General features: G+C 66.0%; 21 protein-coding genes. 10 read left to right on the top strand and 11 right to left on the bottom strand.

Going from position 1 to position 21,652, the window contains the following annotated elements; translation table 11 throughout:
* Positions 1-16 precede the first annotated feature (16 nt).
* The 3 genes from AC1DZY_RS04500 to AC1DZY_RS04490 all read right to left on the bottom strand — a co-directional run bounded on the left by AC1DZY_RS04500 (position 17) and on the right by AC1DZY_RS04490 (position 5,228).
* Positions 17-1,618: a peptide ABC transporter substrate-binding protein gene (locus AC1DZY_RS04500; protein ID WP_476818879.1), complete on the bottom strand. Its 1,602-nt coding sequence runs from the start codon at positions 1,616-1,618 to the stop codon at positions 17-19.
* 140 nt (positions 1,619-1,758) lie between these two features.
* Entirely contained in the window at positions 1,759-2,883 is a 1,125-nt protein-coding gene (locus AC1DZY_RS04495) for a dienelactone hydrolase family protein (protein ID WP_476818878.1), read from the bottom strand.
* Positions 2,884-2,927: 44 nt separating this feature from the next.
* Positions 2,928-5,228 carry an NADP-dependent malic enzyme gene (locus AC1DZY_RS04490; RefSeq protein WP_476818877.1) on the bottom strand — a complete coding sequence of 767 codons (2,301 nt, stop codon included), beginning with the start codon at positions 5,226-5,228 and terminating at the stop codon, positions 2,928-2,930.
* Positions 5,229-5,521: 293 nt separating this feature from the next.
* Here AC1DZY_RS04490 and AC1DZY_RS04485 point away from each other — a divergent pair, with 293 nt between their 5' ends.
* The 5 genes from AC1DZY_RS04485 to AC1DZY_RS04465 all read left to right on the top strand — a co-directional run bounded on the left by AC1DZY_RS04485 (position 5,522) and on the right by AC1DZY_RS04465 (position 8,923).
* On the top strand, positions 5,522-6,556 hold the full coding sequence (locus AC1DZY_RS04485) for an AAA family ATPase (protein ID WP_476818876.1): 1,035 nt from the start codon (positions 5,522-5,524) through the stop codon (positions 6,554-6,556).
* The gene (locus AC1DZY_RS04480; protein ID WP_476818875.1) at positions 6,553-7,812 is read left to right on the top strand and encodes a vWA domain-containing protein; all 1,260 of its coding nucleotides are present in this window, start codon (positions 6,553-6,555) and stop codon (positions 7,810-7,812) included. The genes AC1DZY_RS04485 and AC1DZY_RS04480 overlap by 4 nt, the downstream gene beginning before the upstream one ends.
* The gene (locus tag AC1DZY_RS04475) at positions 7,809-8,195 is read left to right on the top strand and encodes an LCCL domain-containing protein (protein WP_476818874.1); all 387 of its coding nucleotides are present in this window, start codon (positions 7,809-7,811) and stop codon (positions 8,193-8,195) included. Before AC1DZY_RS04480 ends, AC1DZY_RS04475 begins: the two co-directional genes overlap by 4 nt.
* A gap of 85 nt (positions 8,196-8,280) precedes the next feature.
* Positions 8,281-8,571, top strand: coding sequence for a toxin-antitoxin system TumE family protein (locus AC1DZY_RS04470; protein WP_476818873.1), 291 nt, complete (start codon positions 8,281-8,283; stop codon positions 8,569-8,571).
* A complete protein-coding gene (locus AC1DZY_RS04465; RefSeq protein ID WP_476818872.1) occupies positions 8,564-8,923 on the top strand; it encodes an HVO_A0114 family putative DNA-binding protein in 360 nt (119 codons plus the stop codon). Before AC1DZY_RS04470 ends, AC1DZY_RS04465 begins: the two co-directional genes overlap by 8 nt.
* Positions 8,924-8,932: 9 nt before the next feature.
* Here AC1DZY_RS04465 and AC1DZY_RS04460 read toward each other — a convergent pair whose 3' ends face one another.
* On the bottom strand, positions 8,933-9,169 hold the full coding sequence (locus AC1DZY_RS04460) for an Lrp/AsnC ligand binding domain-containing protein (protein ID WP_476818871.1): 237 nt from the start codon (positions 9,167-9,169) through the stop codon (positions 8,933-8,935).
* A 54-nt stretch (positions 9,170-9,223) separates the two neighbouring features.
* Positions 9,224-10,048 (bottom strand): alpha/beta hydrolase, encoded by an 825-nt coding sequence (locus AC1DZY_RS04455; RefSeq protein WP_476818870.1) that lies wholly within the window; start codon positions 10,046-10,048, stop codon positions 9,224-9,226.
* Positions 10,049-10,217: 169 nt separating this feature from the next.
* Here AC1DZY_RS04455 and AC1DZY_RS04450 point away from each other — a divergent pair, with 169 nt between their 5' ends.
* Positions 10,218-11,216, top strand: a complete 999-nt coding sequence (locus AC1DZY_RS04450; protein WP_476818869.1) for an asparaginase — start codon at positions 10,218-10,220, stop codon at positions 11,214-11,216.
* A gap of 3 nt (positions 11,217-11,219) precedes the next feature.
* Here AC1DZY_RS04450 and AC1DZY_RS04445 read toward each other — a convergent pair whose 3' ends face one another.
* From AC1DZY_RS04445 to meaB, 3 genes are read right to left on the bottom strand one after another with little or no spacing between them, the layout of a single operon-like run.
* Positions 11,220-12,599 (bottom strand): TIGR03808 family TAT-translocated repetitive protein, encoded by a 1,380-nt coding sequence (locus AC1DZY_RS04445; RefSeq protein WP_476818868.1) that lies wholly within the window; start codon positions 12,597-12,599, stop codon positions 11,220-11,222.
* Between the two features lie 27 nt (positions 12,600-12,626).
* Positions 12,627-13,289, bottom strand: coding sequence for a pyroglutamyl-peptidase I family protein (locus AC1DZY_RS04440; protein WP_476818867.1), 663 nt, complete (start codon positions 13,287-13,289; stop codon positions 12,627-12,629).
* A 10-nt stretch (positions 13,290-13,299) separates the two neighbouring features.
* Positions 13,300-14,286, bottom strand: coding sequence for a methylmalonyl Co-A mutase-associated GTPase MeaB (gene meaB, locus AC1DZY_RS04435; RefSeq protein ID WP_476818866.1), 987 nt, complete (start codon positions 14,284-14,286; stop codon positions 13,300-13,302).
* 204 nt (positions 14,287-14,490) lie between these two features.
* On the opposite strand from meaB, the gene AC1DZY_RS04430 reads away from it, so the two are divergent.
* The 3 genes from AC1DZY_RS04430 (at position 14,491) to AC1DZY_RS04420 (ending at position 17,629) form a co-directional block, all read left to right on the top strand.
* Positions 14,491-15,558: an alpha/beta hydrolase gene (locus AC1DZY_RS04430; protein ID WP_476818865.1), complete on the top strand. Its 1,068-nt coding sequence runs from the start codon at positions 14,491-14,493 to the stop codon at positions 15,556-15,558.
* A 92-nt stretch (positions 15,559-15,650) separates the two neighbouring features.
* Complete coding sequence (locus AC1DZY_RS04425; protein WP_476818864.1) at positions 15,651-16,664, top strand: alpha/beta hydrolase; 1,014 nt, start codon at positions 15,651-15,653, stop codon at positions 16,662-16,664.
* A gap of 68 nt (positions 16,665-16,732) precedes the next feature.
* On the top strand, positions 16,733-17,629 hold the full coding sequence (locus tag AC1DZY_RS04420; RefSeq protein ID WP_476818863.1) for an alpha/beta hydrolase family protein: 897 nt from the start codon (positions 16,733-16,735) through the stop codon (positions 17,627-17,629).
* Positions 17,630-17,781: 152 nt separating this feature from the next.
* Here the strand turns inward: AC1DZY_RS04420 and AC1DZY_RS04415 are convergent, their stop codons facing one another.
* Positions 17,782-18,240, bottom strand: a complete 459-nt coding sequence (locus AC1DZY_RS04415) for an Lrp/AsnC family transcriptional regulator (protein WP_476818862.1) — start codon at positions 18,238-18,240, stop codon at positions 17,782-17,784.
* A 150-nt stretch (positions 18,241-18,390) separates the two neighbouring features.
* Here AC1DZY_RS04415 and AC1DZY_RS04410 point away from each other — a divergent pair, with 150 nt between their 5' ends.
* The gene (locus AC1DZY_RS04410) at positions 18,391-19,674 is read left to right on the top strand and encodes a cystathionine gamma-synthase family protein (protein WP_476818861.1); all 1,284 of its coding nucleotides are present in this window, start codon (positions 18,391-18,393) and stop codon (positions 19,672-19,674) included.
* Between the two features lie 25 nt (positions 19,675-19,699).
* Here the strand turns inward: AC1DZY_RS04410 and AC1DZY_RS04405 are convergent, their stop codons facing one another.
* Together AC1DZY_RS04405 and AC1DZY_RS04400 are read right to left on the bottom strand one after the other, a co-directional pair.
* Positions 19,700-20,131: an SH3 domain-containing protein gene (locus tag AC1DZY_RS04405; protein ID WP_476818860.1), complete on the bottom strand. Its 432-nt coding sequence runs from the start codon at positions 20,129-20,131 to the stop codon at positions 19,700-19,702.
* A gap of 262 nt (positions 20,132-20,393) precedes the next feature.
* Complete coding sequence (locus AC1DZY_RS04400; protein ID WP_476818859.1) at positions 20,394-21,560, bottom strand: hypothetical protein; 1,167 nt, start codon at positions 21,558-21,560, stop codon at positions 20,394-20,396.
* Positions 21,561-21,652 lie beyond the last annotated feature (92 nt).

Below are 21,652 nucleotides of genomic sequence, written 5' to 3'. Positions count from 1 at the left end.
ATGACGCGCCCTTCGATCAAGGCTTCAGGCTCAGAAACCGTGTCGGGATCGCGCCGCGCAAGTTCTGCTGGAAGCCCATGAGCTTGGGCGAGACCAGGTTCTTGGTCGAATAATACAGCACCGGAATCCACGGAATTTCCGCTGCGAGAATGCTGTCGGCCTCGCGCAGGATCGCGGCGCGCTTGGCGAGGTCGGTCTCGTTCTCGCCCGCCTTCAGCAACGCATCGAATTGCGGGTTGTTGTACTTGCCCGAGTTGAAGCCGGTGTTGTCGCTCAGGAACAGGAACAGGAAGTTCTGCGGATCGGAATAGTCGCCGATCCAGCCATAGCGGGCGATGTCGAAATCGCCACCGTCGCGCAGGAATGCGAAATGCGTCTTGCCGTCGGTGTTGATGAAGGAGGTCTCGACGCCGATCGCTTTCCACTGTTCGGCGATGGCGATCATGGTGCGGCGGTTGTTGTCGGTGGTGTTGTAGCGGAGTTGCACCCGCAGCGGCACGCCGGGACCGAAGCCGGCGGACGCCAGGAGGCGCTTCGCCTCGTCCTCGCGGTCGAGTGGCGAGGCGTTCTTGAAATCGGCCTCGGCGCGCTCGCCGTAATTGCCGATATTGGGCGGGATCACGCCATAGGCCGGCAACATCGTGCCGCCCCAGATCTCGTCGGCGATGAATTCGCGGTCGATCACCAGCGACAGCGCGCGGCGCACGCGCTGGTCGTTGAACGGTGCTTTGGCCGTGTTGATGATCAGGAAATAGGTGCCCAGATAAGGCGCGACCTTGACCTGGTCGCCGAGCTTCTCGCGCAACTGCTTGATCTGGTCTGCCGGAATATCGGTCGTCATGTGCAGTTCGCCGGCCTGGAAGCGGCGGGCGGCGGCGGCAAGATCCGACGAGGGGTAGTAGATCACCGTGTCGATCTGGACATGGGCCGCGTCGTGGAAGGCCTTGTTGCGGTCGAGCCGGATATGCGAGTTCGGCACGAACTCCTTCAGCACATAGGCGCCGTTCGAGACCCAGTTCTCCGGCTTGACGAAATCCTTGCCGAATTTCTCCACCGATGCCGGATGGACCGGCAAACCGGTCTGGTGCGTCAGCAGTTCGAGGAAGTAGGGCGTCGGCCGTTCCAGCGTGATTTCGAGCGTCGTGTCGTCGATGGCCTTCACGCCGAGATCGTCGAGTTTCGAGTTGGCGGCGGCCTTGTTGATCTTCTCTGCATTCAGGATCGGATAGAGGATGTTGGCGTATTTCGCGCCGGTCTCCGGGTTGATCATCCGCCGCAGCGAGAAGACGAAGTCGCCAGCCTTGACCGGGTCGCCATTCGACCATTTGGCGTTGCCGCGCAGTTTGAAGAGATAGGTCTTGCCGTCGGGGCTCATCGTCCAGCTCTCGGCGACGCCGGGCACGACTTCGCCGCGCATGTTGTGGATCACCAGCCCTTCCGAGAGATCGCGCAGGAGATGTGCCTCGGTGACCGTGGAGGTCTTCGCGGCGTCCAGCGTCTCGGGGTCGCCGTCATTGCCGCGATGGAACACGACTTGCGCGAATGCTGCTCCGGCCATCGAAAGCGACAGCAGCACGGCGATCAGGACGGCCGCGGCGCGGCGCGTGATCTCGATCATGGAAGCCTCCCCTGGCGATGGCCGACTCTGCGGCGCACAGGCATCGTTGCGAGAGTAGAGCCCGGCTTCAAGCGCATGCCAAGGCGGAAAAATGCGCGGTTACCAGCCGATTGCGCAGGGTTGCAGACGGACGCCGCCGCTCAGTTCGGCAGCACCGATCTGTCGTTCTCGAAGGCGATGACGCAGTCGCTCGCGCCCTTGGCGCATTGGCGCAGCGCACCCTCGCGCGCATCGATCAGGGTATTGGCCCCGAACCAATAGCGGAAATTCTTCTTCGACCGGCTGACTGCCATCGCCTTTTCGCCGGGTGCGGAAAAATAGCGTTCGAAGGTGTCGGCGCGCGTCGTCAGACCGAGCCTGGCGTAGCTCGCGCGCGCCGTCGCGGGGGACCATGTCGGCAGCCCCCAGGCGCGCAGCGAGGCGTCCATTTCGCGCAGCCAGATATAGCGCGCCGGCCCGTTGCGAAAAATCAGGTGGCCGCTCGGTTTGATCTCGGGCAGCTCGACGAAGCGCACGTCGCCGCCGGCGTCGAGCGCAGCCGAGCGCATCCTGTCGACGAGGCCGGGCGGGAATAGATCGTCGTTCCTGGCGTAGATCCAGAGCTGCGGTGCGGCGCCCGCGACCTGCCAGCCCTTGACCGAGGCGACGAGGGCATCGCGGCCCTTCTCGGTACAGACTTCGAGAGCAAGGCCGCCGGCCACGTTGACGACGCCGCGCAGACCTTCCGGCTTCCGGTAGGCCAGCGCCATCACCGCGGCGCCGCCAGCCGACTCGCCGATCGCGATAGCGCGGGCGGGATCGACGTCCGGACGTTGCTGCAATGCCTTCAGCGCGCCGTCGAGTTCGTCGGCATCATTGCCGAAGCGCAGGCCGAGATCGAGGTCGTCGCAGGAGGACGAGGCTGGGAAGGGTCCGTCGGACTGGCCGAAGCCGCGTCGCATCACCACCGCCGCGATCCAGCCGCGCCGTGCCAGATCGCGCGCCACGCTGGCATACGAGATGGCGCGCAGATCGCCCATGCTGATCGTGCTGGCGGCCTTGCCATGGGTGATCAGCGCAAGGGGCAGCCGGCCAGCAGCGGCTTCCGGCCGGACGATCAGCGTCTCCAGCCTGACATCGCGCCCGCCGATTTTCGTCCGCAGAAAGCCGTTTTCCTCGCGCAGCGGCTCCTGTGCCCACACCGGCGTGAGGTCGCCCAGCAGGATCAGGCAAAGCGCGACAAGGCGCAGTGCAAATGACAGGGATCGCTCTCTCGGGACGTTCATGCCGGAATGATGGCAGAGCCGCCCCGGGGACCGCAATGGCGCGCTCAGGCGCTCGCCGTCGCAGCCCGCTCCTGCGCCTCCACCACCGCGACCGCCGTCATGTTGACCACGCCGCGCGCGGTCGCCGATCCGGTCAGGATATGGGCGGGCCTGGCCGCGCCGATCAGGATCGGCCCGACGGGCAGCGCATCGGCCAGAACCTTGGCGAACTGGTAGGCGATGTTGGCGGCGTCGAGATTGGGGAAGATCAGCACGTTCGCCACGCCTTTCAGCCGTGACGACGGCAGCACGCGCTCGCGCACCATCGCCACGAGCGCGGTGTCGGCCTCCATCTCGCCGTCGCATTCAAGCTCCGGCGCACGCTCGCGGATCAGGCCGAGCGCCTTGCGCATCTTGAGCGAGGACGGCGTGTCGGCCGCGCCGAAATCCGAATGCGACAGCAGCGCGATCTTGGGCTCGATGCCGAAGCGCGAGACGTGGCTCGCCGCCAGCACCGTCATGTCGGCGATTTCCTCGGCGCTTGGGTTGGACTTTACATGGGTGTCGGCAAGGAAGAACGCGCCCTTGTTGGTCACGATCAGGGTCATCGCCGAGATGTCGCAGACGCCGGGCTGGAGGCCGATGATGTCCTTGATATGCCGAAGCCGCGACAGGAAGCGCCCCTCGAGGCCGGCGATCATCGCGTCGGCCTCGCCGCGCGCCACCGCTAGCGCCGCGATGACGGTGTTGTTGGTGCGCACCAGCGAGCGCGCGGCCTCGGGCGTGACGCCGCGCCGTCCGGCGATGTCGAGATAGGTTTGGACGTAATCGCGATAGCGCGGGTCGTCTTCCGGGTTGATCAGCTCGAAATCCTTGCCCGGCCGGATCGACAGGCCGAAGCGCTTGACGCGGGTCTCGATCACGCTCGGACGGCCGATCAGGATCGGGATCGCCAGACCCTCCTCCAGCGCGACCTGGGCGGCGCGCAGCACGCGCTCATCCTCGCCTTCGGCATAGATCACGCGCTTGGGGTCGGCCTTCGCCTTGGCGAAGAGCGGCTTCATGATGAAGCCCGAGCGGAAGATGAAGCGCGACAGGTCCTCGCGATAGGCCTCGATGTCGATCAGCGGCTTGCGCGCCACGCCGGTCGCCATGGCGGCTTCCGCGACGGCCGGGGCGATGCGCAGGATCAGGCGGGGATCGAACGGGTTGGGGATCAGCGAGGTCGCTCCAAAGGTCGAGGCCTCGCCGCCATAGGCGCGCGCCGCGATGTCCGACGTCGCCTCGCGGGCGAGCGCCGCGATGGCTCTGACAGCTGCGAGCTTCATCGCCTCGTTGATCGTGGTCGCCTGCACGTCGAGCGCGCCGCGGAAGATGTAGGGGAAGCAGAGGACGTTGTTGACCTGGTTGGGATAGTCCGAGCGCCCGGTGCAGATCATCGCGTCGGGACGCACGGCGAGTGCATCCTCTGGTGTGATCTCGGGATTCGGGTTGGCCAGCGCCAGGATCAGCGGCTTCTCCGCCATCTGCTTGGCCATCTCGGGCTTGAGCACGCCCGCGGCCGAGAGGCCAAGAAAGATGTCGGCTCCACCGATCACATCGTTGAGCGTCCGCGCATCGGTCTCCTGCGCGTAGATCTCCTTCCAGCGATCCATCAGCGTGTTGCGGCCCTTGTGGACCACGCCTTCGAGATCGGTGACCCAAATGTTCTCGCGCTTGGCCCCGAGCGAAACCAGCAGGTTGAGGCAGGCGAGCGCGGCCGCGCCAGCGCCCGAGACGACGATCTTGACGTTGCCGATATGCTTGCCGGAAAGGTCGAGCCCGTTCAGAACGGCGGCCGAGACGATGATCGCCGTGCCGTGCTGGTCGTCATGGAAGACCGGGATTTGCATCCGGGCCTTGAGCTGCTCCTCGATCTCGAAGCATTCGGGACCCTTGATGTCCTCGAGATTGATGCCGCCGAAGGTCGGCTCCAGCGCCGCGACGACCTCGACGAATTTTTCGATGTTCTTCTGCTCGACCTCGATGTCGAAGCAGTCGATCCCGGCGAATTTTTTGAACAGGACCGCCTTGCCCTCCATCACCGGCTTGGAGGCGAGCGGCCCGATGTCGCCGAGACCCAGCACGGCGGTGCCGTTGGTGATGACCGCGACGAGGTTCTGGCGCGAGGTCAGCTCGGCCGCCTGGCCGGGATCGTCGACGATCGCCTCGCAGGCGGCCGCCACGCCCGGCGAATAGGCGAGCGCGAGGTCGCGCTGGTTGCCGAGCGGTTTGGTCGCCTGGATCTCGATCTTACCGGGGCGGGGAAGGCGATGGTAGACCAGCGCGCCTGAACGCAGATCCGCCGACAAGGTGCTCTTAGCCATCCCCACGCTTCCTTCGCGCCGCCAACCCAAGGGCAACGAGGTCGCGCGTTAAGCGCCGGGCGTCAAGCGCCCGCGCGGCGAAGCGCCTGCGGCGCGCGGAAAACAGCGCGCTGGTATTGCCTCTTCAGCCTGATGAAATGCAAGCGGAGGTCGCCATGCGACCAAGCTGAACCGCCGCTTAACAGATTCGGCATTCCCGAAAAATAAGGGCTTCGAGGCCCGGTTGCGCGCTGAACCGGCCTCCCCACATGCCTGCCGCCGTCCTGTTGGCCGGCTATTCTCGGGAGGGGATCATGGAAGCAACGCGATCTGCGTTCGACGAAGTCGTCACGCTGCGACAGGCCAAGCAACTCATCCAGTGCATGGCCCATGAGCAGAGCTTCCTGCTGCTTTCTGCGCCGGGGCTGGGCAAGTCCGAGCTGGTCTACGAAGCGGCGCGCGAGGCTGGCTTGCCCTGCCGGTCGCTGCTCGGCACCCAGATCGCGCCCGAGGATGTCAGCGGTATTCCGCGCATCGTCGGCGAGCGCTCGGTGTTCTGCCCGCCGCGCGTGCTGCTGCCCGAGAAGCCCGAGCCGTTCTGCCTGTTTCTCGACGAACTGCCGGCCTGCTCGCCCGATGTCCAGAAGGCGTTCTATTCGCTGCTGCTCGAACGCCGGCTCGGCGAGCATGCGTTGCCGAAGGGCACCTGGGTCGTCGCCGCCGGCAACCGCCTGCAGGATCGAGCGCTGGTGCGCGCCATGAGTTCGGCGCTGGTCAACCGCGTCACCATCCTGCAATTGCGGGTCGATGTCGCCGAATGGCTGGCATGGGCGCAGCGCGCCGGCGTGAGAAGCGAGATCCGCAGTTTCATCTCGACGATCCCCGATGCGCTGATGCGGCCGGTGCCGGCCGAGCCGATGCCGTTCTCGACGCCGCGCGCCTGGTCGCTTTTGTCACGCGCGCTCGACATGGCGCAGAAGGCCGGGCTGCTGAGCAACGAGACCCGGCGCGCGCTGGCCTTCGGCCGGCTCTCGCCGGAAGACGCCGTCGTGTTCTGCGCGCTGGCGGAGGATTCGATCGGCGCGGTCCGTCCGCTGGAGGAGTATCTGCGCAAGCCCGAGCTTCTGCCCAGGGGCGATTCCGCGCGCTGGTTCATCCTCGACTGCATCCGCCAGTTCGTCCGCGACGGCCGTGCTGTCGATATCAGGCCGCAGGCGATCAACCGCTTTTTGCGCGCGCTGTCGCCGGAGCATCAGCTCCTTGTGCTGAACGACATGGTCGAGATCTGGGGTGCGCTCGGGGCCGACCGCGCCATGTACGATCTCCTGCGCAAGGTCACCTCGACATGAGCGCGGTTCCAGACAACGACGCCGCCGGGCGGGCCACCCGCGCCCGCATCATGAAGGGCTTGCGGCTGGTGACCGCGCCGTTCCCGCACCTGGCCGGTCTTGCGGCGGCAGTGCGGGTCGAGATCGATGCGCGCGTGCCGACCATGGGCGTCTTCGCCTCGGGCCGGATGCTGGTGAACCCCGATTTCACCGCGAGACTGTCGGCCGACGATCTCGTCTTCGTGCTCGCGCATGAACTCCTGCATCTGGCGCTGCGCACCCATGACCGGGCGCGCGGCAGCGCCACGCTCGAGTTCAACTACGCGCATGACTACATCATCAACGACATGCTCAGGCATGCGCTGGGCACGACGACGATTCCCGCGGGCGGGCTCGACATGCCAGGTGCGCGCGAGAAATCGGCCGAGGAGATCGTGCTCGACATGCGCCGCTCCGGCCACTTCATGACCTCGCGGACGCAGGTCTGGGAGGGCAGGGTCGCGACCGTCGAGCAGGTGCTCGGCGCAGGCCGGCAGGCGCCCGACGGCACGATGGGCGACGCGCTCGACGCCAGGCGCGAACTCGAACTCTTCCCCGAGGACAGCGCCGACCAGGTCGAGCGCGCCCGGGCTATCCGCGATCTCGCGGGGCGCGGCATGGCGCTCGCCAAAGCGATGGGCGCGATGCGCGGGCAGGGCGAAGGGACCGGCGGCTCGCAGCAGAACGTCACGGCGCGGCGCGGCCTCTACAACACGCCCTGGCATGTCGCGCTGCAGACCTGGCTCGAAGGCGTCGCGCCGGGCGAGCGCACCTATACCCGCGCCTCGCGGCGGGGAGGCGAGCAGAGCGACGTCGTGATGCCCGGCCGAAAGCGCTATTCCTGGATGCTCAACGTCATCCTCGACACCAGCGCCTCGATGAGCGACGAAATCCCGCTCGCGCTCGGCGCCATCGCCGATTTCTGCGACAGGACCGGCGTCGACGAAATCCGCGTGGTCCAGTGCGACACGGTCGTCACCTCCGACGAAACCCTCTCGCCGGCAGCCCTCGCCGAATACGAGATCAGCGGCTATGGCGGCAGCGACCTGACGCCGGCGCTTGCCGCGCTCGCCGACGACCCGCGCGTGAGCGCCGCGATCGTCATCACCGACGGCGACATCTCCTATCCGGCTGAAGCTATGCCCTATGCGGTGCTGTGGGCGCTGCCGAATCCGTCCTCGACCTTCCAGCCGCCCTATGGGCGGGTCGTCACCATGCAGCCGGGAGACAAGTCATGAAAGTCGTTCAGGATCTGATCGCCTATTTCGACAAGCGCGGAAAACTGTCGCGTCGGCAGCTCAAAAAGCTGCTCGATCAGAATTCGGTCGCGTCGGACGCGCCGCCGAACATGCATGGCCTCTGCGAAAAAATCGGCGCGGTCTATTATTTCCGGATCACGGGCGTGACCGAGGGCCAGCTCTGGGGCACCGACATCTACAGCGGCGATTCGGCGCTGGGCGCTGCTGCCGTGCATATGGGCCTGCTGAAGCCCGGCGCGAACGGCGTGTTCCGGGTGACGGTGGTGACGCCGCCGGACGAGTTTCCCGGCACCGAGCGGAACGGGGTCACCAGCACGCAGTATGGGAAGTACCAGTACGCTTGGGAGCTGTCGGCGATTTGATGTGGTGCTCGCACGCGAATGCGGGCGCTGACATGAACCCGGACGCCCTCTTTCCAGACAGAAGAGCCTATGTCATGATCGACATATGCCGGCGACGTTGTTGATCGATGACAAGATCGTCTTGCCGGACGGCTGCATTGTGCAGGTCCGGGTTTGGCTGTTGCCGCAGGCCAATCCGGAGCGGCCACATCGGTTGAAATACTCGCTATTCTACGGCCGGCCTGGAGAGCGCATCGTCGGCTACGACAACGAACAGGGCAAAGGCGACCATCGCCATTATAGGGATACCGAGGAGCCTTACGTCTTCAGAACGCTCGAAGCATTGCTGATCGATTTCGAAGCGGATGTCGCCGCGGAAAGGAGACGCCATGAATGAATTCAAGATCCGCGTCGATAGCGCCGACGGTTTCTTCACGCGTGCGCGTCAGGCGGCAAAGCGCATCGATTCCGGCGACTATGGCGTGCAGGAGTTCGGGCTTAGTTTCACAACGCCCGAACTCTTGTTCGAACTGCTGAATGCCAATCGCTGGCAGTTGCTCTCGGTGTTGCGGAGGCATGGTCCCTGGTCGATCAGAGCGCTCGCCGGTGCGTTGGCTCGCGACTACAAGGCGGTTCACACCGATGTCACCAAGCTCATCGAAGCAGGCCTCATCGAGCGCGACGAGCGGGGGGTGATCAGCGTTCCCTGGACGAAAATCACAGCGGAACTCGGCGAGGAAGCCGCCTGACTATTTGCCTCAAAACGCCTTGAACGTGATGATCGTATGCGTGTCCGCGATCTCGGGGATCGACTGAACTTTCTGCGCGACGAAATGGCCGATGTCGACATCGGCGGCGATATGGAACTTGGCCAGGATGTCGTAATTGCCGGCCGTCGAGTAGATTTCCGATGCGATCTCGCGGTCGGCGAGTTCGCTGGCGACCTCATAGGTCTTGCCGAGCTTGCATTTGATCTCGACGAAGAAGGTCTGCATCGCGGCGCTCCGAAACTCTCAGGGTCTCTCGATAGGGCCTGCGACGGGGCGAAATCAAGCGCCGGCTAGCGCGGCGATCCGGCGCGTCATGCCGTTTTCGGGGTCGGTCAATCCGGCGAGCACGGTGAAGTGGTTGGCCCCCGCGATCTCCTCATAGCGCGTCTGGACGCCCTCCAGCCCCCAGACATCGACGATACGCCGGCTCTGCTTGAGGTATTCCTCGCTCTCGGCGCCGCCGACGACGGCGTCCATCACGAGCCGCGAGGGGGCGGGCCAGAACAACGGGCTCTCGCGCTCGGCCGATTCCATCGTCAGCCGCAGCGGCCCGTTGATGCTGGTCTCGGTCAGTGGCTTCAGATTGTAGAGACCGGAAATGCCGTAGGCCGCCGGGACGGCATGCTCCGGCAGGTCGGGATCGACATTGCGCCAGTCCGTGGCGAGCAGGCAGGCCGCGAGATGTCCGCCGGCCGAATGCCCGGCCGCGACCACCGGCAGGTTGAAGCGCCGCCACAGCGCGGCCGCGGCCTGCTGCATCTCCCAGACGATATGGCCGAGCTCGACCTGCGGGCAGAGATCATAGCCGACGACCGCGACGGGGACGCCGAGCCGGTTCAGGCCGCGCGCCATATGGGAAAAGAAGCTCGGGTCGAGCGCCTGCCAGTAGCCGCCATGGATGAACATCACGATGGCGTTGCCGCGCGCCGTCTCCGGCTTGAACAGATCGTAGCGCTGGCGCTCGCTCTCGCCATAGGAGACGCCGAGCTCGCTGACGGCTTCGGCGCGATAGATCGCCGCGTCCATGGCCCAGCCTGCGATTAGGCCGGGATGCTCCGGCACACGAGCGCGGTTGTTGTATTCGGTTTCGTAATCCGGGGACATTCTTCGCTCTGTCTTGCTTCGCTCTGTTTTGCTTGCTTGGATTGAACGCGACGGAAGCTCGCTGCATGACAGGCGAGACAAGTTTGCGCTATCGCTTTTGACAGGTCGAGCGCCAAACGGCACAAGGCGGCGCGCCCTGACGCATGGCGCGGCCGAGCCGGAGATCGCCATGGAAAACCCTGTCCTCGCCGAAGTCACGCGCGGAAACACCGTGGAATCGCGCCATCGCGGCTCTGTCGTGGTGGTCGATGCAGATGGCGGCGTGGTCTTCTCGGCCGGCGATGTCGCAAAGCCGGTCTTCCCGCGCTCGGCGGTCAAGGCGATCCAGGCGCTGCCCTTGTTCGAGAGTGGCGCAGCCGATCGCTATGGCCTGAGCGAGCCCGAGATCGCGCTCGCCGTCGCCTCCCATTCCGGCGAGCCCGCCCATGCAGCGACCTCTCTTGCGATGTTGAAGAAAGCCGGCCGCGACGCCGGCTGCCTCGAATGCGGCGCGCATTGGCCGATGAACGAGGCGGCCGCTCGCGCCATGTCGAAAGCGGGCCAGGAGCCGAGCGCTTTGAACAACAACTGCTCGGGCAAGCATGCGGGCTTTGTCTGCCTCGCCTGCGGGCTGGACGAGGACCCGGCCGGCTACGTCAAGGCCGGGCATGCCGTGCAGCAGGCCGTGCGCGGTGCGCTGGAGGATGTCACGGGCGCAGCCCATTCGAGCGAGGCCATGGGCACCGATGGTTGCTCGATCCCGAGCTACGCCGTGCCGCTGAGCGCGCTTGCGCTCGGATTCGCCCGGATTGGCACAGGACACGGCTTCGGGCCCGAGCGCGCCAGGGCGGCCGCACGCATCCGCAAGGCCGTGGCGGCGCATCCTTTCATGGTCGCCGGCACCGGCCGGTTCGACACCCGCGCCATGGAACTGCTGCGCGAGCGCATTTTCATCAAGACCGGGGCCGAGGGCGTCTATTGCGGCGCTCTGCCGGAGCTCGGCTACGGCATCGCGCTGAAATGCGACGATGGGGCGGGGCGTGCGGCCGAGGTCGTGATGGCGGCGCTGATCGCGCGCTTCCTGCCGATGAACGAGGCGGAAAGCACAGCCTTCGCGCCGCTACGCGAAAGTGTTCTGAAGAACTGGAACGGCATCGAGGTCGGGCGGGTGAGGGCGGCCGGGGTGTGACCTTCACCCCACCGCGTTGTTCTCGACCCGCACTCCCGCCGCGCGTGCATCGGCAAGCCGGGTCAAGTCGCCGGTCACGGCCTTGCCGTACTCCGTTCCCACGACAGCGCCACGCCTGGCCTCGGCGATGACGTTGTTGGCGATCAGGGCGTTGCGCTCTTTCGGTACGAGCGAGACCGAGATGCCGATGCCGGTCTTGCGGACCATGTTGCCGGTGGCGACGAGGTTGCGCATGCCCCAGGACCAGCCGAGCGAGATGCCGGTTTCGCTGGCATTCTCGATGACGTTGCCGGTTACCGCAGCTTCGGCCTCGACATGCACACCGATGCCGCCGACGAGTTCCCGGCCCTTCGGCGCAAGACCCTTCTGGGCGTTGCGGACGATGTTGTTGGCGAAGACCGAGAGCCTGCCGCCATGGTCGAGATTGGTGATGTTGGCCCCTTGGGCGCAGTCCTCGACCAGGTTGTTGGCGATGATTGCGCCCTCGAAGGCGAACTCGGAATAGAGTCCGACCTCGCCGCAGCGCCGGCCTTGATTGCCAAGGATCTGCACGCCCGAGCCGGAATTGTTGCGGATGAAGGTCAGCGCACAGTCGCGCAATGTGTTACCCTCGATGATGACGCCGCCGGCCTTGTAGAGGCTGATGCCGTTGCCGTTCGGCCCGTCGCCGCCGGCATCCGAGCGGATGCGGTTGATCCGGTTGCCGCGCACCACCGACTGGTCGTCACCGGCTTGAGTGCGCCACAGCTGAATGCCGTTATTGCCGCAATCCTCGATCTGGTTCTGCTCGACGGAGAGCCCGCGCGAATCCAGCGAGAACAGCGCCGCGTCGCGCATGCTGCGGAAACGGCTTTGCTGGATGCGTCCGGCGCTGCGGTTCAGCATCACGCCGACCGAGCCGGCATTGGCGAATTCGCAATCGGCGAGGGTAAGGTCGAGAACCTCGTCGGCCACGAGCAGCCCGCTGCGCTGCGTCGGGCGAAGGTCGAGGCCATCCAGCAGGATGCCCGACAGCGCGGCGCGCTTGATCTTGCGGGCGGCAAGCATCGGCCCTGCCTGCGCGGCGACGAGATGCGTCGCGGCGGGAACCCCGATGAGCCGCGCGCCCTCGGGCAGGACAACATTGGCAATGCGATAGCGACCGGGTGCCAGCACGAGCGGCGCATCGCGTTTGGCCGCTTCGAGCAAGGCGTTCTGGAGCAGCTTCGACTGGTCGTCGGCCGAACCGGCGCGCAGGCCGAACTGCGCGGCCTCCAGACCCCATTGGCCGAGCGGCGTTGTGATGGTCCCACGCAAGGCGGTCTGGGCCAGAGCGGCGGGCGCGGAGGTCGCGACTGTGCCGAAAAGGGTCGCCGCCAGCGCGCCGCGTCTGGAAAGAGCCATTTGAAGCCTCCGTGAAGACGAGAGGTTTCAAATGGCGTGCCGGGATTCCTGTGCCGTTTTGAGATGGGCGGCGCGGCCCTCGCGCGCGAGTGCGGCGCCCATCTCCGACAGTGCGGCAACGAGCGCCTCACGTCCCGGGCGGAAGCCGGCGATCTGCCGCGTGGGGCGCAGTCCGGGGTCCGGGCGCAGCCACGGCACATGGATGAAGATCACGGGAACGCCGCTGCCTCGGGTCGCGGCCAAGGCCGCCGCATAGCAGGCGTCGCAGAGATAGCGGCCGGCCGATGGCGACAGGCGCGCGCGGATGCCGTTCTGTCTGAGCATCGCCAGAGCCATCCTGGCGCTGGCGGTCGTCCGCGCGGGCAATGGGCCGCTGGCTGCCTCGGGCGCTCCCGGCGTCGCGCCGGACACGTCCGGATGGAGCCGGCTGGCGTTGCCGCGCGCGAAAAGCTCGACCCTGACGAAGCGGGCACGCGCCGCCAGGCCCAGCATCAGGATCGCGCGCGGCCGCCCGGTCTCGATCTGCGCCCGCAAGGTCGGCAGCCCGCCCGCATAGCTGGTTTCAAGCACCAGCGCCCCGGCATCGAGCCCCGCGCGAGCCAGTCGGCGTGCCACGGCCCGCGCCAGCCGCGTCGTCGGGTTGACCCTGACATGGGGAAACGTACCAAACCCGGTGACGAGGATATCCATCGGCGTCTCCTCACAACCCCAGGGCTTTGGCGATCTCGTCGGCCGCCAGCGTCGGCGCGGTCTCGCCGGCGGCGACGGCCGATTCCAACGCCGGCGTGCGCGCCTTCAGAGCGGGATCATGCCGGAGCTTCGCCTGAAGCCTGTCCTGCACCATTGCCCACATCCATTTCACGTCCTGCCGCCGCCGCTTCTCGGAGATCAGCCCCTTCGCCTGATGGCGCGTGCGATGATCCTCGACCTTGGCCCAGAGCGTGTCGAGCCCCGCGCCGGTCAAGCCCGATATGGTGACCACAGGCGGCGACCAGAGCGGCGAGGCGGGCGCCAGAATGTGCAGCGCCGCCTGATACTGGGCGGCGGCCGCCCGCGCGGCGAGCGCGCCCGCGCCATCGGCCTTGTTGACCGCGATCATGTCGGCGAGCTCGATGATGCCCTTCTTGATGCCCTGCAACTCGTCGCCGGCATTGGGCAGCATCAGCACGAGGAAGAAATCGGTCAGGTCGGCGACGGCCGTCTCCGATTGGCCGACGCCGACCGTCTCGACCAGGATGACGTCGAAACCCGCGGCCTCGCAGAGCAGCATCGTCTCGCGCGTCTTGGCGGCGACGCCGCCGAGCGTTCCCGACGAGGGCGAGGGCCGGATATACGCATTGGCGTCGACCGCCAGCCTGGCCATCCGGGTTTTGTCGCCGAGGATCGAGCCGCCGGTGCGTGTCGAGGACGGGTCCACCGCCAGCACCGCGACCTTGTGCCCTCTGCCCGTGAGAAAGCTGCCGAGCGCGTCGATCATGGTCGATTTGYCGACGCCGGGCACGCCGGTGATGCCGACGCGGATCGCCCCGCCCGTCTTCGGCAGCAGGTGCTGGATCAGGGCTTGCGCCTGCTCGCGATGGTCCGCGCGGCGCGATTCAGCCAGCGTGATCGCGCGCGCCAGCGCCGCCCGCTCGCCGGTGAGGATCGCGTCGCCMATGGCGCTGGTGACGGCGGAAGGATCGGCCATGCCCGTCCCGTAGCAAGGCTTGGGCCTGCCAGACAAGGCGGCGATCCTGTCGTCACTGTGTCACGCAGGCATCTTGATCATCGCGGCGTTCGGTGAGAGCAATCCGGGATGATGCGTGCGGTGTTGTCGTTTCGGTTGTTTCTGGTGCTTCTGCTCGCGCCCGTGGCCTTGTCCGCCTGCGGCGGGCAGCCGCGCAATTTGGTGGTGTCCTTAGCCAAGCAGGGCGATGCTGCCGCGACGATCCGCATCTTCGTCGCCACGACACGCGCCTCGTCCAGCGAGCCGGAGTATTTCAGCGGCGAGAGGGGGCCGAAACTCGCCTTCGCCAGCATCGACATCACCGTACCGCGCGCCCACAAATCAGGCGAGCTCGAACTGCCGGATATCGGTGCCGCCGCCGACACGGCAAGGCAATTCGCGGTCTCCGAAATCCGCCGTCTCGACCTGCCGCCGATCGTCGCGGAGGTGAAGCGCGAGATCCAGCGACGCCCCGCCTCCGAGCGCGACGTGCTGGTCTTCGTTCACGGCTACAACACCAATTTCGCCGATGCGGCCTATCGCTTCGCCCAGATCGTCTACGACTCCGGTTTCAAGGGCGTGCCGGTGCTGTTCACCTGGCCGTCACGCGGGCAGCTGCTGCAATATCCCTATGATCGCGAAAGCGCGTTCTACTCGCGCGATTTCCTCGAACTCAACCTGCGCGCCATCTCGCGCGATCTCGGCACCACGCGGATCGACATCCTCGCCCATTCGATGGGAACGATGCTGACGCTGGAGGCCGTGAGGCAGGCCGCGATTCGCGGAGACGGCGATTTCGGCGGCAAGCTGCGCGATATCATCCTGGCCGCGCCCGATGTCGATCTCGACGTGTTCAGGACGCAGATGCGCCAGATCAAGCGGCCGGTCACGGTCTTCGTTTCGGCGGACGATCGCGCGCTCGCCTTCTCGCGGCGGTTCGCGGGCGACAAGACCCGCCTCGGCGCGATCTCTGCCAAGGATACCGAGATCGTCGCCGATCTGGCGAAGCTCGGCGCAAACATCATCGACCTGTCGGAAATCTCGACCAGCGACCGGCTGAACCACGCCAAGTTCGCCTCCTCCGCCAAGGTCGTGCAACTGATCGGGCGTCGCCTGGAGGCCGACAAGGGCATCAATTTCGCCGGCCCCCAGCTTGGCGACAAAGTCGGGGATATCGCAGGTGGTCTGGTCGGTGCCGTGGGCTCGACGGTCGGTCTCGTCGTCGCGGCGCCGATCGCGATCATCAGCCCGTAGCGCCATCGCCGCATTATGGCCGCGTTAGGCTGGCCTTAAGGCATGGCTGGCCTTTTGGGCCGACTCTCGCATCATCTGGAAGAATAAACGCCATGCCACGTTCGCGGCACGCCTCGCTTTGCCGCCGCTCGGCGCTGCTGGGACTGCTTTCCACCACGCTTGCCGCCTGTGCGCAGACGGAAGCCGCGGTCTCGCCCTTCTCAGAGCCGACGCGGGCGGACGCCTCCGCGCTCGGCAAGGAGCCGACCCTGCTGGTCGCGACCACGCGCAAGCCGGTTCCCGGTGGCCAGCCCTTTTTCGGTTCCGATCGCGGCCCGGGGCTGACCTTCGCCGAGGCCAGGCTCTCGCCACCCGGACGCGGCATCGCCGGCCGGGTGTCCTCGGCCGTGAGCGGCGACTGGGCGGTGCTGGGCCTCGACCGGCGCACGACCATGGGCGCGGCGCGCAGCTTCGGCGAGGCCGCGACCGGCCGCGACGTGCTGCTCTATGTCCATGGCTACAACGAGACTTTCGAATCGGCCGCCCGCACGGCCGGGCAGCTCTCGCATGCGCTGGAATTCCAGGGCCGCACGGCGCTGTTCAGCTGGCCTTCCGGCGGCGGCCTGCTCGATTATGGCTATGACCGCGAAAGCGCGCTCTGGTCGCGCGACGGCTTCGTGCAGGCGCTGCGGGCGCTGGTCAACAATCCGACGGTCGGACGGATCCACATCGTCGCCCATTCGATGGGCACCTTCCTGACGCTGGAGGCGCTGCGCGAACTGCGCAACGAAGCCGACGTCTCTTCGCGCATCGGCGCGGTCGTCTTCGCTTCCCCGGATATCGACATCGACGCCTTCGAGCAGATCGTTTCCAGGCTGGGGGCGCTGGCGCAGCGCATGACCTTGATTATCGACCCCGGCGACCGGGCGCTCGCCGTCTCCGCGCGTATTGCCGGCGGCGTCGCTCGCGCCGGCGCGGCCGAACGTTCGCGGCTGGAGGCGCTTGGCGTGCGCGTGGCGGATACGTCGGGGCGCGGCTGGAGCATGCTGCGCCATGATCTCTTCCTCTCCGATGGCGAGGTCACGCTGGTCGTGAAGCGCGCGATGGAGCGCGCCGGCGCGGCCTAGTCTTGCAGGAGCCCGCCATGCCGGCGCAGGATCGCGCCGGGCGCGCAACGGATCGGGACGAGGCCAAGATGACGACGCGATATGCGATGGCGATGATCTTTGCAGGCCTGTTGGTCGGCCCTGCCGCTTCCGCCCATGACCTGACGCCGTTCCAGGAGGCGGGGCGAGGTCATGTCCTGCATGAGGACATCTCGCCATCCGGCGCCGAGACGATCAATATCGAGACCTATGTTCCCCAGGCCTGCGCCGCGAAGGCGTGCCCGCTGGTGTTCTCGATCCACGGCCTGAACCGCAACGCCGAGGGCGCGCGCGACAACTGGATCGATGCCGCCGATCGCTACGGCCTGCTGATCGCCGCGCCGCATTTCGACAAGGAGCGTTTCCCGACGCGGCTGTTCCAGCAGGGTGGGGTGCGCAACGAGCCCGATCGCGCGAAATGGATCTATTCGGTGCTCGAACGCTTCTTCGACAAGGCGCAGAAGAGCGGCCGGGTCTCAGGCGCGACCTATACGCTCTTCGGCCATTCCGCCGGCGCGCAGTTCGTGCATCGCATGGTCATCCTGATGCCCGAAGCGCGCTTCTCGACGGCCGTCTCAGCCAATGCCGGCTATTACATGTTGCCGGTCGGAAAAGAGGCTGCCGGCGGCTTCAGCTTCCCTTATTCGCTCGACGGCACGCCCGAGACGGATGCGACGCTCGCTGCCGCTTTCGGCAGGCCGATGCTGATCATGCTCGGCGATCAGGATATCGACCCCAACCATCCCCAGCTCAACAAGAGCAAGGGCGCGGAAGCGCAGGGTCCCAACCGCTTCACCCGCGGCCAGCATTTCGTCGCGGTCGCGGCCACCGAGGCCAAGCGGCTCGGTGTCGTCAGCCGCTGGCGCGAGATCACCGTGCCCGGCGCGGCCCACGAGCAGCGCAAAATGGCCAGCGCTGCGGCGCAGGCGCTGTTTGGCGGGAAATGACCCGCGACCGCACGCCCCCACACAGCCCTCATCCTGAGGAGCGAGCAAAGCTCGCGTCTCGAAGGATGCTCCAGTTCGCTCCGGAGCCTTCTGGAGCATCCTTCGAGACGCCGCATTGCGGCTCCTCAGGATGAGGGCTCGCTAAAGGGGCATTACAGCGCCGGCAATCCGTTGCGCTTCTTGATGATGGCCAGCGCGAAATTGGATTCCACCGACTGGATGCATTTCAGCCGTGTCACCTTCTGCTTCAGGAAGCGCTCATAGCCCTCGATGCCGTCGGTCAGCACGCGCAGATGGTAGTCCTGGCTGCCGGTCATCAGATAGCACTCGGTGACCTCGCTCCAGCTCTCGACCGCCTTCTCGAACTCGGCGATGTTCTCCTGCGTCTGCTGCGAAAGCCGCACCGAGACGAAGACGCTGAACGGCAGGCCATAGGCTTTCGGATCGACGATGGCCGCATAGCCCCTGATGACGCCAGTCTCCTCCAGCCGCTTCAGCCGGCGCAGGCATGGCGTCGGCGACAGGCCGACCTTTTCCGACAGATCCTGATTGGTGATGCGGCCATCCTCCTGCAAAACGGCGAGCATCCGGCGGTCGACGGAATCGAGCATAGGCTGCTCCAGATTGACAGAATATTGGCGGGAAGCTGCATCGATCGCTTTTAGGGCAATGATGATCGGCCATGCAATGCTGCAGCCGAGAGAGTAGTCTGGCAGCGACGCGCCACCAGCCGGCGATGCCGCCGCAGGGAGACATCAGCGATGACCAACGACAGCTATCACAAGGACCGGATCGCCAACCGCAAGCTCCATCCGGAAACGCTGATGATGGGCTTCGGCTACTCGCCGGCGATGTCTGAGGGCTCGCTGAAGCCGCCGATCTTCCTGACCTCGACCTTCGTTTTCGAGAACGCCCAGCAGGGCAAGGACTTCTTCGACCTGACCTCGGGCCGCCGCCGGCCAAAACCCGGCGAGAAGTCGGGGCTGGTCTATTCGCGCTTCAACCACCCCAACATGGAAATCCTCGAGGATCGCCTGGCGATCTGGGACGAGGCGGAGAAATGCGCCGTCTTCGCCAGCGGCATGGCCGCGATCGCCACGACCTGCTTCGCGTTCCTGCGCCCCGGCGACACAGTCATCCATTCGCGCCCACTCTATGGCGGCACCGAGACGCTGCTGAAGAACCAGATGGGCGCCTTCGGCGTCACGCCCTTCGGCTTCACCGACGGGCTCGACATCGCCCAGATGCGCGAAACCGCCAGGGCCGCCTCCGCCAATGGGCGCGTCGGCATGATCCTGGTCGAAACGCCGGCCAACCCGACCAATGGTCTGGTCGATCTCGCGGCCTGCGCGATGATCGCCGACGAACTTGAGAAGTCGCAGGGTCATCGCCCGCCCGTCGTCGTCGACAACACCATGCTCGGCCCGAAATACCAGAAGCCGCTGAAGCAGGGCGCCGACCTTTCCCTGCTCTCGCTGACGAAATATGTCGGCGGCCACTCAGATCTCGTCGGCGGCTCGATCAGCGGTTCCGACGCGCTGGTGCGGCAGGTCAAGGGCTGGCGCGGATCGCTCGGGACCCAGCTCGACCCCAACTCCTGCTGGATGCTGATGCGCTCGCTGGAGACGCTCGACATCCGCATGAGCCGCGCCAACGAAAACGCCAAGCTCGTCGCGGACTATCTCTCGACCCATCCGAAGGTCGCCAAGGTCCATTATCTCGGCGATCTCAAGGACGGCGACCCGCGCAAGGCCGTGTTCGACCGGCAGTGCACGGCTGCGGGATCGACCTTCGCCTTCGACGTCGTCGGTGGCGAAAAGGAGGCTTTCGCCGTGCTGGACAATCTCCAGATCATGAAACTCGCGGTCAGCCTCGGCGGCACCGAGACGCTGGTCTCGCACCCTGCCGCGATGACGCATTCGGGCGTGGCGCGCGAACTGCGTGAGGAGATCGGCCTGACCGACGCGCTGATCCGCATCTCGGTCGGCATCGAGAACATCGAGGACCTGATCTCGGATCTGGCGCAGGCCTTCGAGGCCGTCTGAACGAGGCTGCCGCGACTGCAGCGGCTCAAAAACCGCTGCAGCTCGTCTCCTGCAAGGCGCAGATGCGGTCCACCCAGGACCGGAAACGGCCTTGGGGCAGGCCTGCCTTAGCGGCGGGCGCGATATCGAGCGACTGCTCCGCTTCCATCTCGGCGGGCAGCGGTCCGTATTCGACCAACGCCCATGATCCGCTGCAGCCGATCAACCGGGCGGCATCGCGGAGGCGCTCATCGTCGAGCGGGGCGCCGGAGATGTTCTTGAAAATCACTTCGGCGGCTGGCTTGGGCTGCGCACGGCCCTCCGTGGCCTGCGTCTTGACCGTAAGCTTCTGGCCGCTCACCCATCCTGTTCCCGCATACATCGTGCGCGCCTTGGCCCCAGTCAGGCTGGTGTTGTCGCGCGCATTCCTGATCTTGAACCAACCCTTTGCGCCCGCGACGATCTCGACCTCGGCCATCACCGGGATGTCCGGGTAGCTCTTGCTCATGCTGATGGGCAGCAGCCGACCGACGATCGCGGCATTCGTTCCAGGGCCTGACCGGACATTCAGCCCCTTTGGATCGGTTTCCGTGACGAAGGCGCCAAACGAGCAGGCGGTCTCGCCGACGGGCGCTTCGATCGGCCGCGCTTGCGCGAGAACCTGACAGCCGAACAGGGCAGACAGCAGCAATGTCAGGGCAGCGCGGCCAAGGCTACCCGCGCTCGGCCGCCATTGGCGCTCATGGCGCGGCATTGACGAGAACGTAGAAGAACGATTCCGGATGTCCCACCGTTTTCAGGAAGGCGTCGTATCGATTGTAGGGGATCGTCTGGCAGCCGGCGGAATAGGTGTCGGGGTTTTTCTTGTCGATCTCGGTGCCGCCGCGATGGATGAACATCGAGATGCCCGCGCCGATCCGGTCGATCCGCGAGTCGTCGTCCTGCGTGAAGCGACCATCGCCGTTCGTGTCGCGTTCGACGACCTGCCTGAAACTGCTCAACGCCGGCCCCTTATGCCCTTTTGGCAGCACCCAGAAGGCTCTCGCCTTGAGATGCCCGCCGGGCTTCTCGTAGTAATGATAGGTGCTCTCGATCAACCTCCCGGCGTCCTTGATGCCGTCTTTGTTGATGTCCTCGCCTTCGATCTTGTTGAAATCGACCTTGCGGTAGCGTTTGTCCTTGCCGTTCGAGGCGCGCTGCGAGTATTGCGCGCCCGGCTCGGTGCAGATCGGAAAGATCGTGAACATGCCCGACCGCCCGATCTTGCGCATCACCACCAGGATATCGTCATAGGAGCCTTCGCCATTATGGGCGAGCGTGCTGCTCTCGTTGCGCAACGAGAGGAGTGAAACGATGCCGGCCTTGAAATAGATTCGCGCGTTCTGGCTGGCATAGCGCCAGAAAATCGCGGCGAAGACGTCGAACTGCTGTTTTCGTGTTGCGTACGGCATTAGATGGCCGCTTGGCCTTGCCGTTATCGTGGCTTCGACCCGCTCGCGAATCGCGTGGTTGCCGGGCCGCTGCAAAGCAGCGCTGCTGTGCTTGTTCAGGCGCATCAGAACGTTGGCCCAAAGACCGCTCTGCAGGTCTGTCGGCAGATCCTCCGCAATGGCAAGCCAAGCCGCGCAATCGATCGAGCCGGGTCGGCACAGCGCCAGGTGCAACTGCCGGCCGAAAGCGGCGAGATCGAGCGGGTGCCCTAGCAACCAGTCGGGCGGACCGTTATGCACGACGCCGCCGGCGCTTTTGGTTTTTGCAGCCGGCGCGACGCTGGTCGATACCGGCTTGGCGCTGGCTGTCGGCGTGCTCGTCGGCGGCGCGGCCGCCCGCGCGAGTCGCTTGGCATCGGGCTTGATGATCCAGGATGGCTGCCCGCGCCCGCCGATCTTGAGCTCAGGGCTCGCCATGCGATCGCTCCATTATATTATAACGTCGGCCTGCATATCATATGGCGGGCCGGCGAGCCGAAACGGTTTTGCTGGCGACGAGCGCAAGATAA

The organism is Allobosea sp. P2_A10, from assembly GCF_056405115.1.
Note: the sequence above shows the minus strand (reverse complement) of the source record. Positions and strands in the feature narration are given on the sequence as shown.

What these genes read in the sequence shown, in the direction of transcription:
- AC1DZY_RS04500 (WP_476818879.1), bottom strand. Translation starts at nt 1,618, where the DNA reads ATGATCGAGATCACGCGCCGCGCCGCGGCCGTCCTGATCGCCGTGCTG.
- AC1DZY_RS04495 (WP_476818878.1), bottom strand. Translation starts at nt 2,883, where the DNA reads ATGAACGTCCCGAGAGAGCGATCCCTGTCATTTGCACTGCGCCTTGTC.
- AC1DZY_RS04490 (WP_476818877.1), bottom strand. Translation starts at nt 5,228, where the DNA reads ATGGCTAAGAGCACCTTGTCGGCGGATCTGCGTTCAGGCGCGCTGGTC.
- AC1DZY_RS04485 (WP_476818876.1), top strand. Translation starts at nt 5,522, where the DNA reads ATGGAAGCAACGCGATCTGCGTTCGACGAAGTCGTCACGCTGCGACAG.
- AC1DZY_RS04480 (WP_476818875.1), top strand. Translation starts at nt 6,553, where the DNA reads ATGAGCGCGGTTCCAGACAACGACGCCGCCGGGCGGGCCACCCGCGCC.
- AC1DZY_RS04475 (WP_476818874.1), top strand. Translation starts at nt 7,809, where the DNA reads ATGAAAGTCGTTCAGGATCTGATCGCCTATTTCGACAAGCGCGGAAAA.
- AC1DZY_RS04470 (WP_476818873.1), top strand. Translation starts at nt 8,281, where the DNA reads ATGCCGGCGACGTTGTTGATCGATGACAAGATCGTCTTGCCGGACGGC.
- AC1DZY_RS04465 (WP_476818872.1), top strand. Translation starts at nt 8,564, where the DNA reads ATGAATGAATTCAAGATCCGCGTCGATAGCGCCGACGGTTTCTTCACG.
- AC1DZY_RS04460 (WP_476818871.1), bottom strand. Translation starts at nt 9,169, where the DNA reads ATGCAGACCTTCTTCGTCGAGATCAAATGCAAGCTCGGCAAGACCTAT.
- AC1DZY_RS04455 (WP_476818870.1), bottom strand. Translation starts at nt 10,048, where the DNA reads ATGTCCCCGGATTACGAAACCGAATACAACAACCGCGCTCGTGTGCCG.
- AC1DZY_RS04450 (WP_476818869.1), top strand. Translation starts at nt 10,218, where the DNA reads ATGGAAAACCCTGTCCTCGCCGAAGTCACGCGCGGAAACACCGTGGAA.
- AC1DZY_RS04445 (WP_476818868.1), bottom strand. Translation starts at nt 12,599, where the DNA reads ATGGCTCTTTCCAGACGCGGCGCGCTGGCGGCGACCCTTTTCGGCACA.
- AC1DZY_RS04440 (WP_476818867.1), bottom strand. Translation starts at nt 13,289, where the DNA reads ATGGATATCCTCGTCACCGGGTTTGGTACGTTTCCCCATGTCAGGGTC.
- AC1DZY_RS04425 (WP_476818864.1), top strand. Translation starts at nt 15,651, where the DNA reads ATGCCACGTTCGCGGCACGCCTCGCTTTGCCGCCGCTCGGCGCTGCTG.
- AC1DZY_RS04420 (WP_476818863.1), top strand. Translation starts at nt 16,733, where the DNA reads ATGACGACGCGATATGCGATGGCGATGATCTTTGCAGGCCTGTTGGTC.
- AC1DZY_RS04415 (WP_476818862.1), bottom strand. Translation starts at nt 18,240, where the DNA reads ATGCTCGATTCCGTCGACCGCCGGATGCTCGCCGTTTTGCAGGAGGAT.
- AC1DZY_RS04410 (WP_476818861.1), top strand. Translation starts at nt 18,391, where the DNA reads ATGACCAACGACAGCTATCACAAGGACCGGATCGCCAACCGCAAGCTC.
- AC1DZY_RS04405 (WP_476818860.1), bottom strand. Translation starts at nt 20,131, where the DNA reads ATGGCCGAGGTCGAGATCGTCGCGGGCGCAAAGGGTTGGTTCAAGATC.
- AC1DZY_RS04400 (WP_476818859.1), bottom strand. Translation starts at nt 21,560, where the DNA reads ATGGCGAGCCCTGAGCTCAAGATCGGCGGGCGCGGGCAGCCATCCTGG.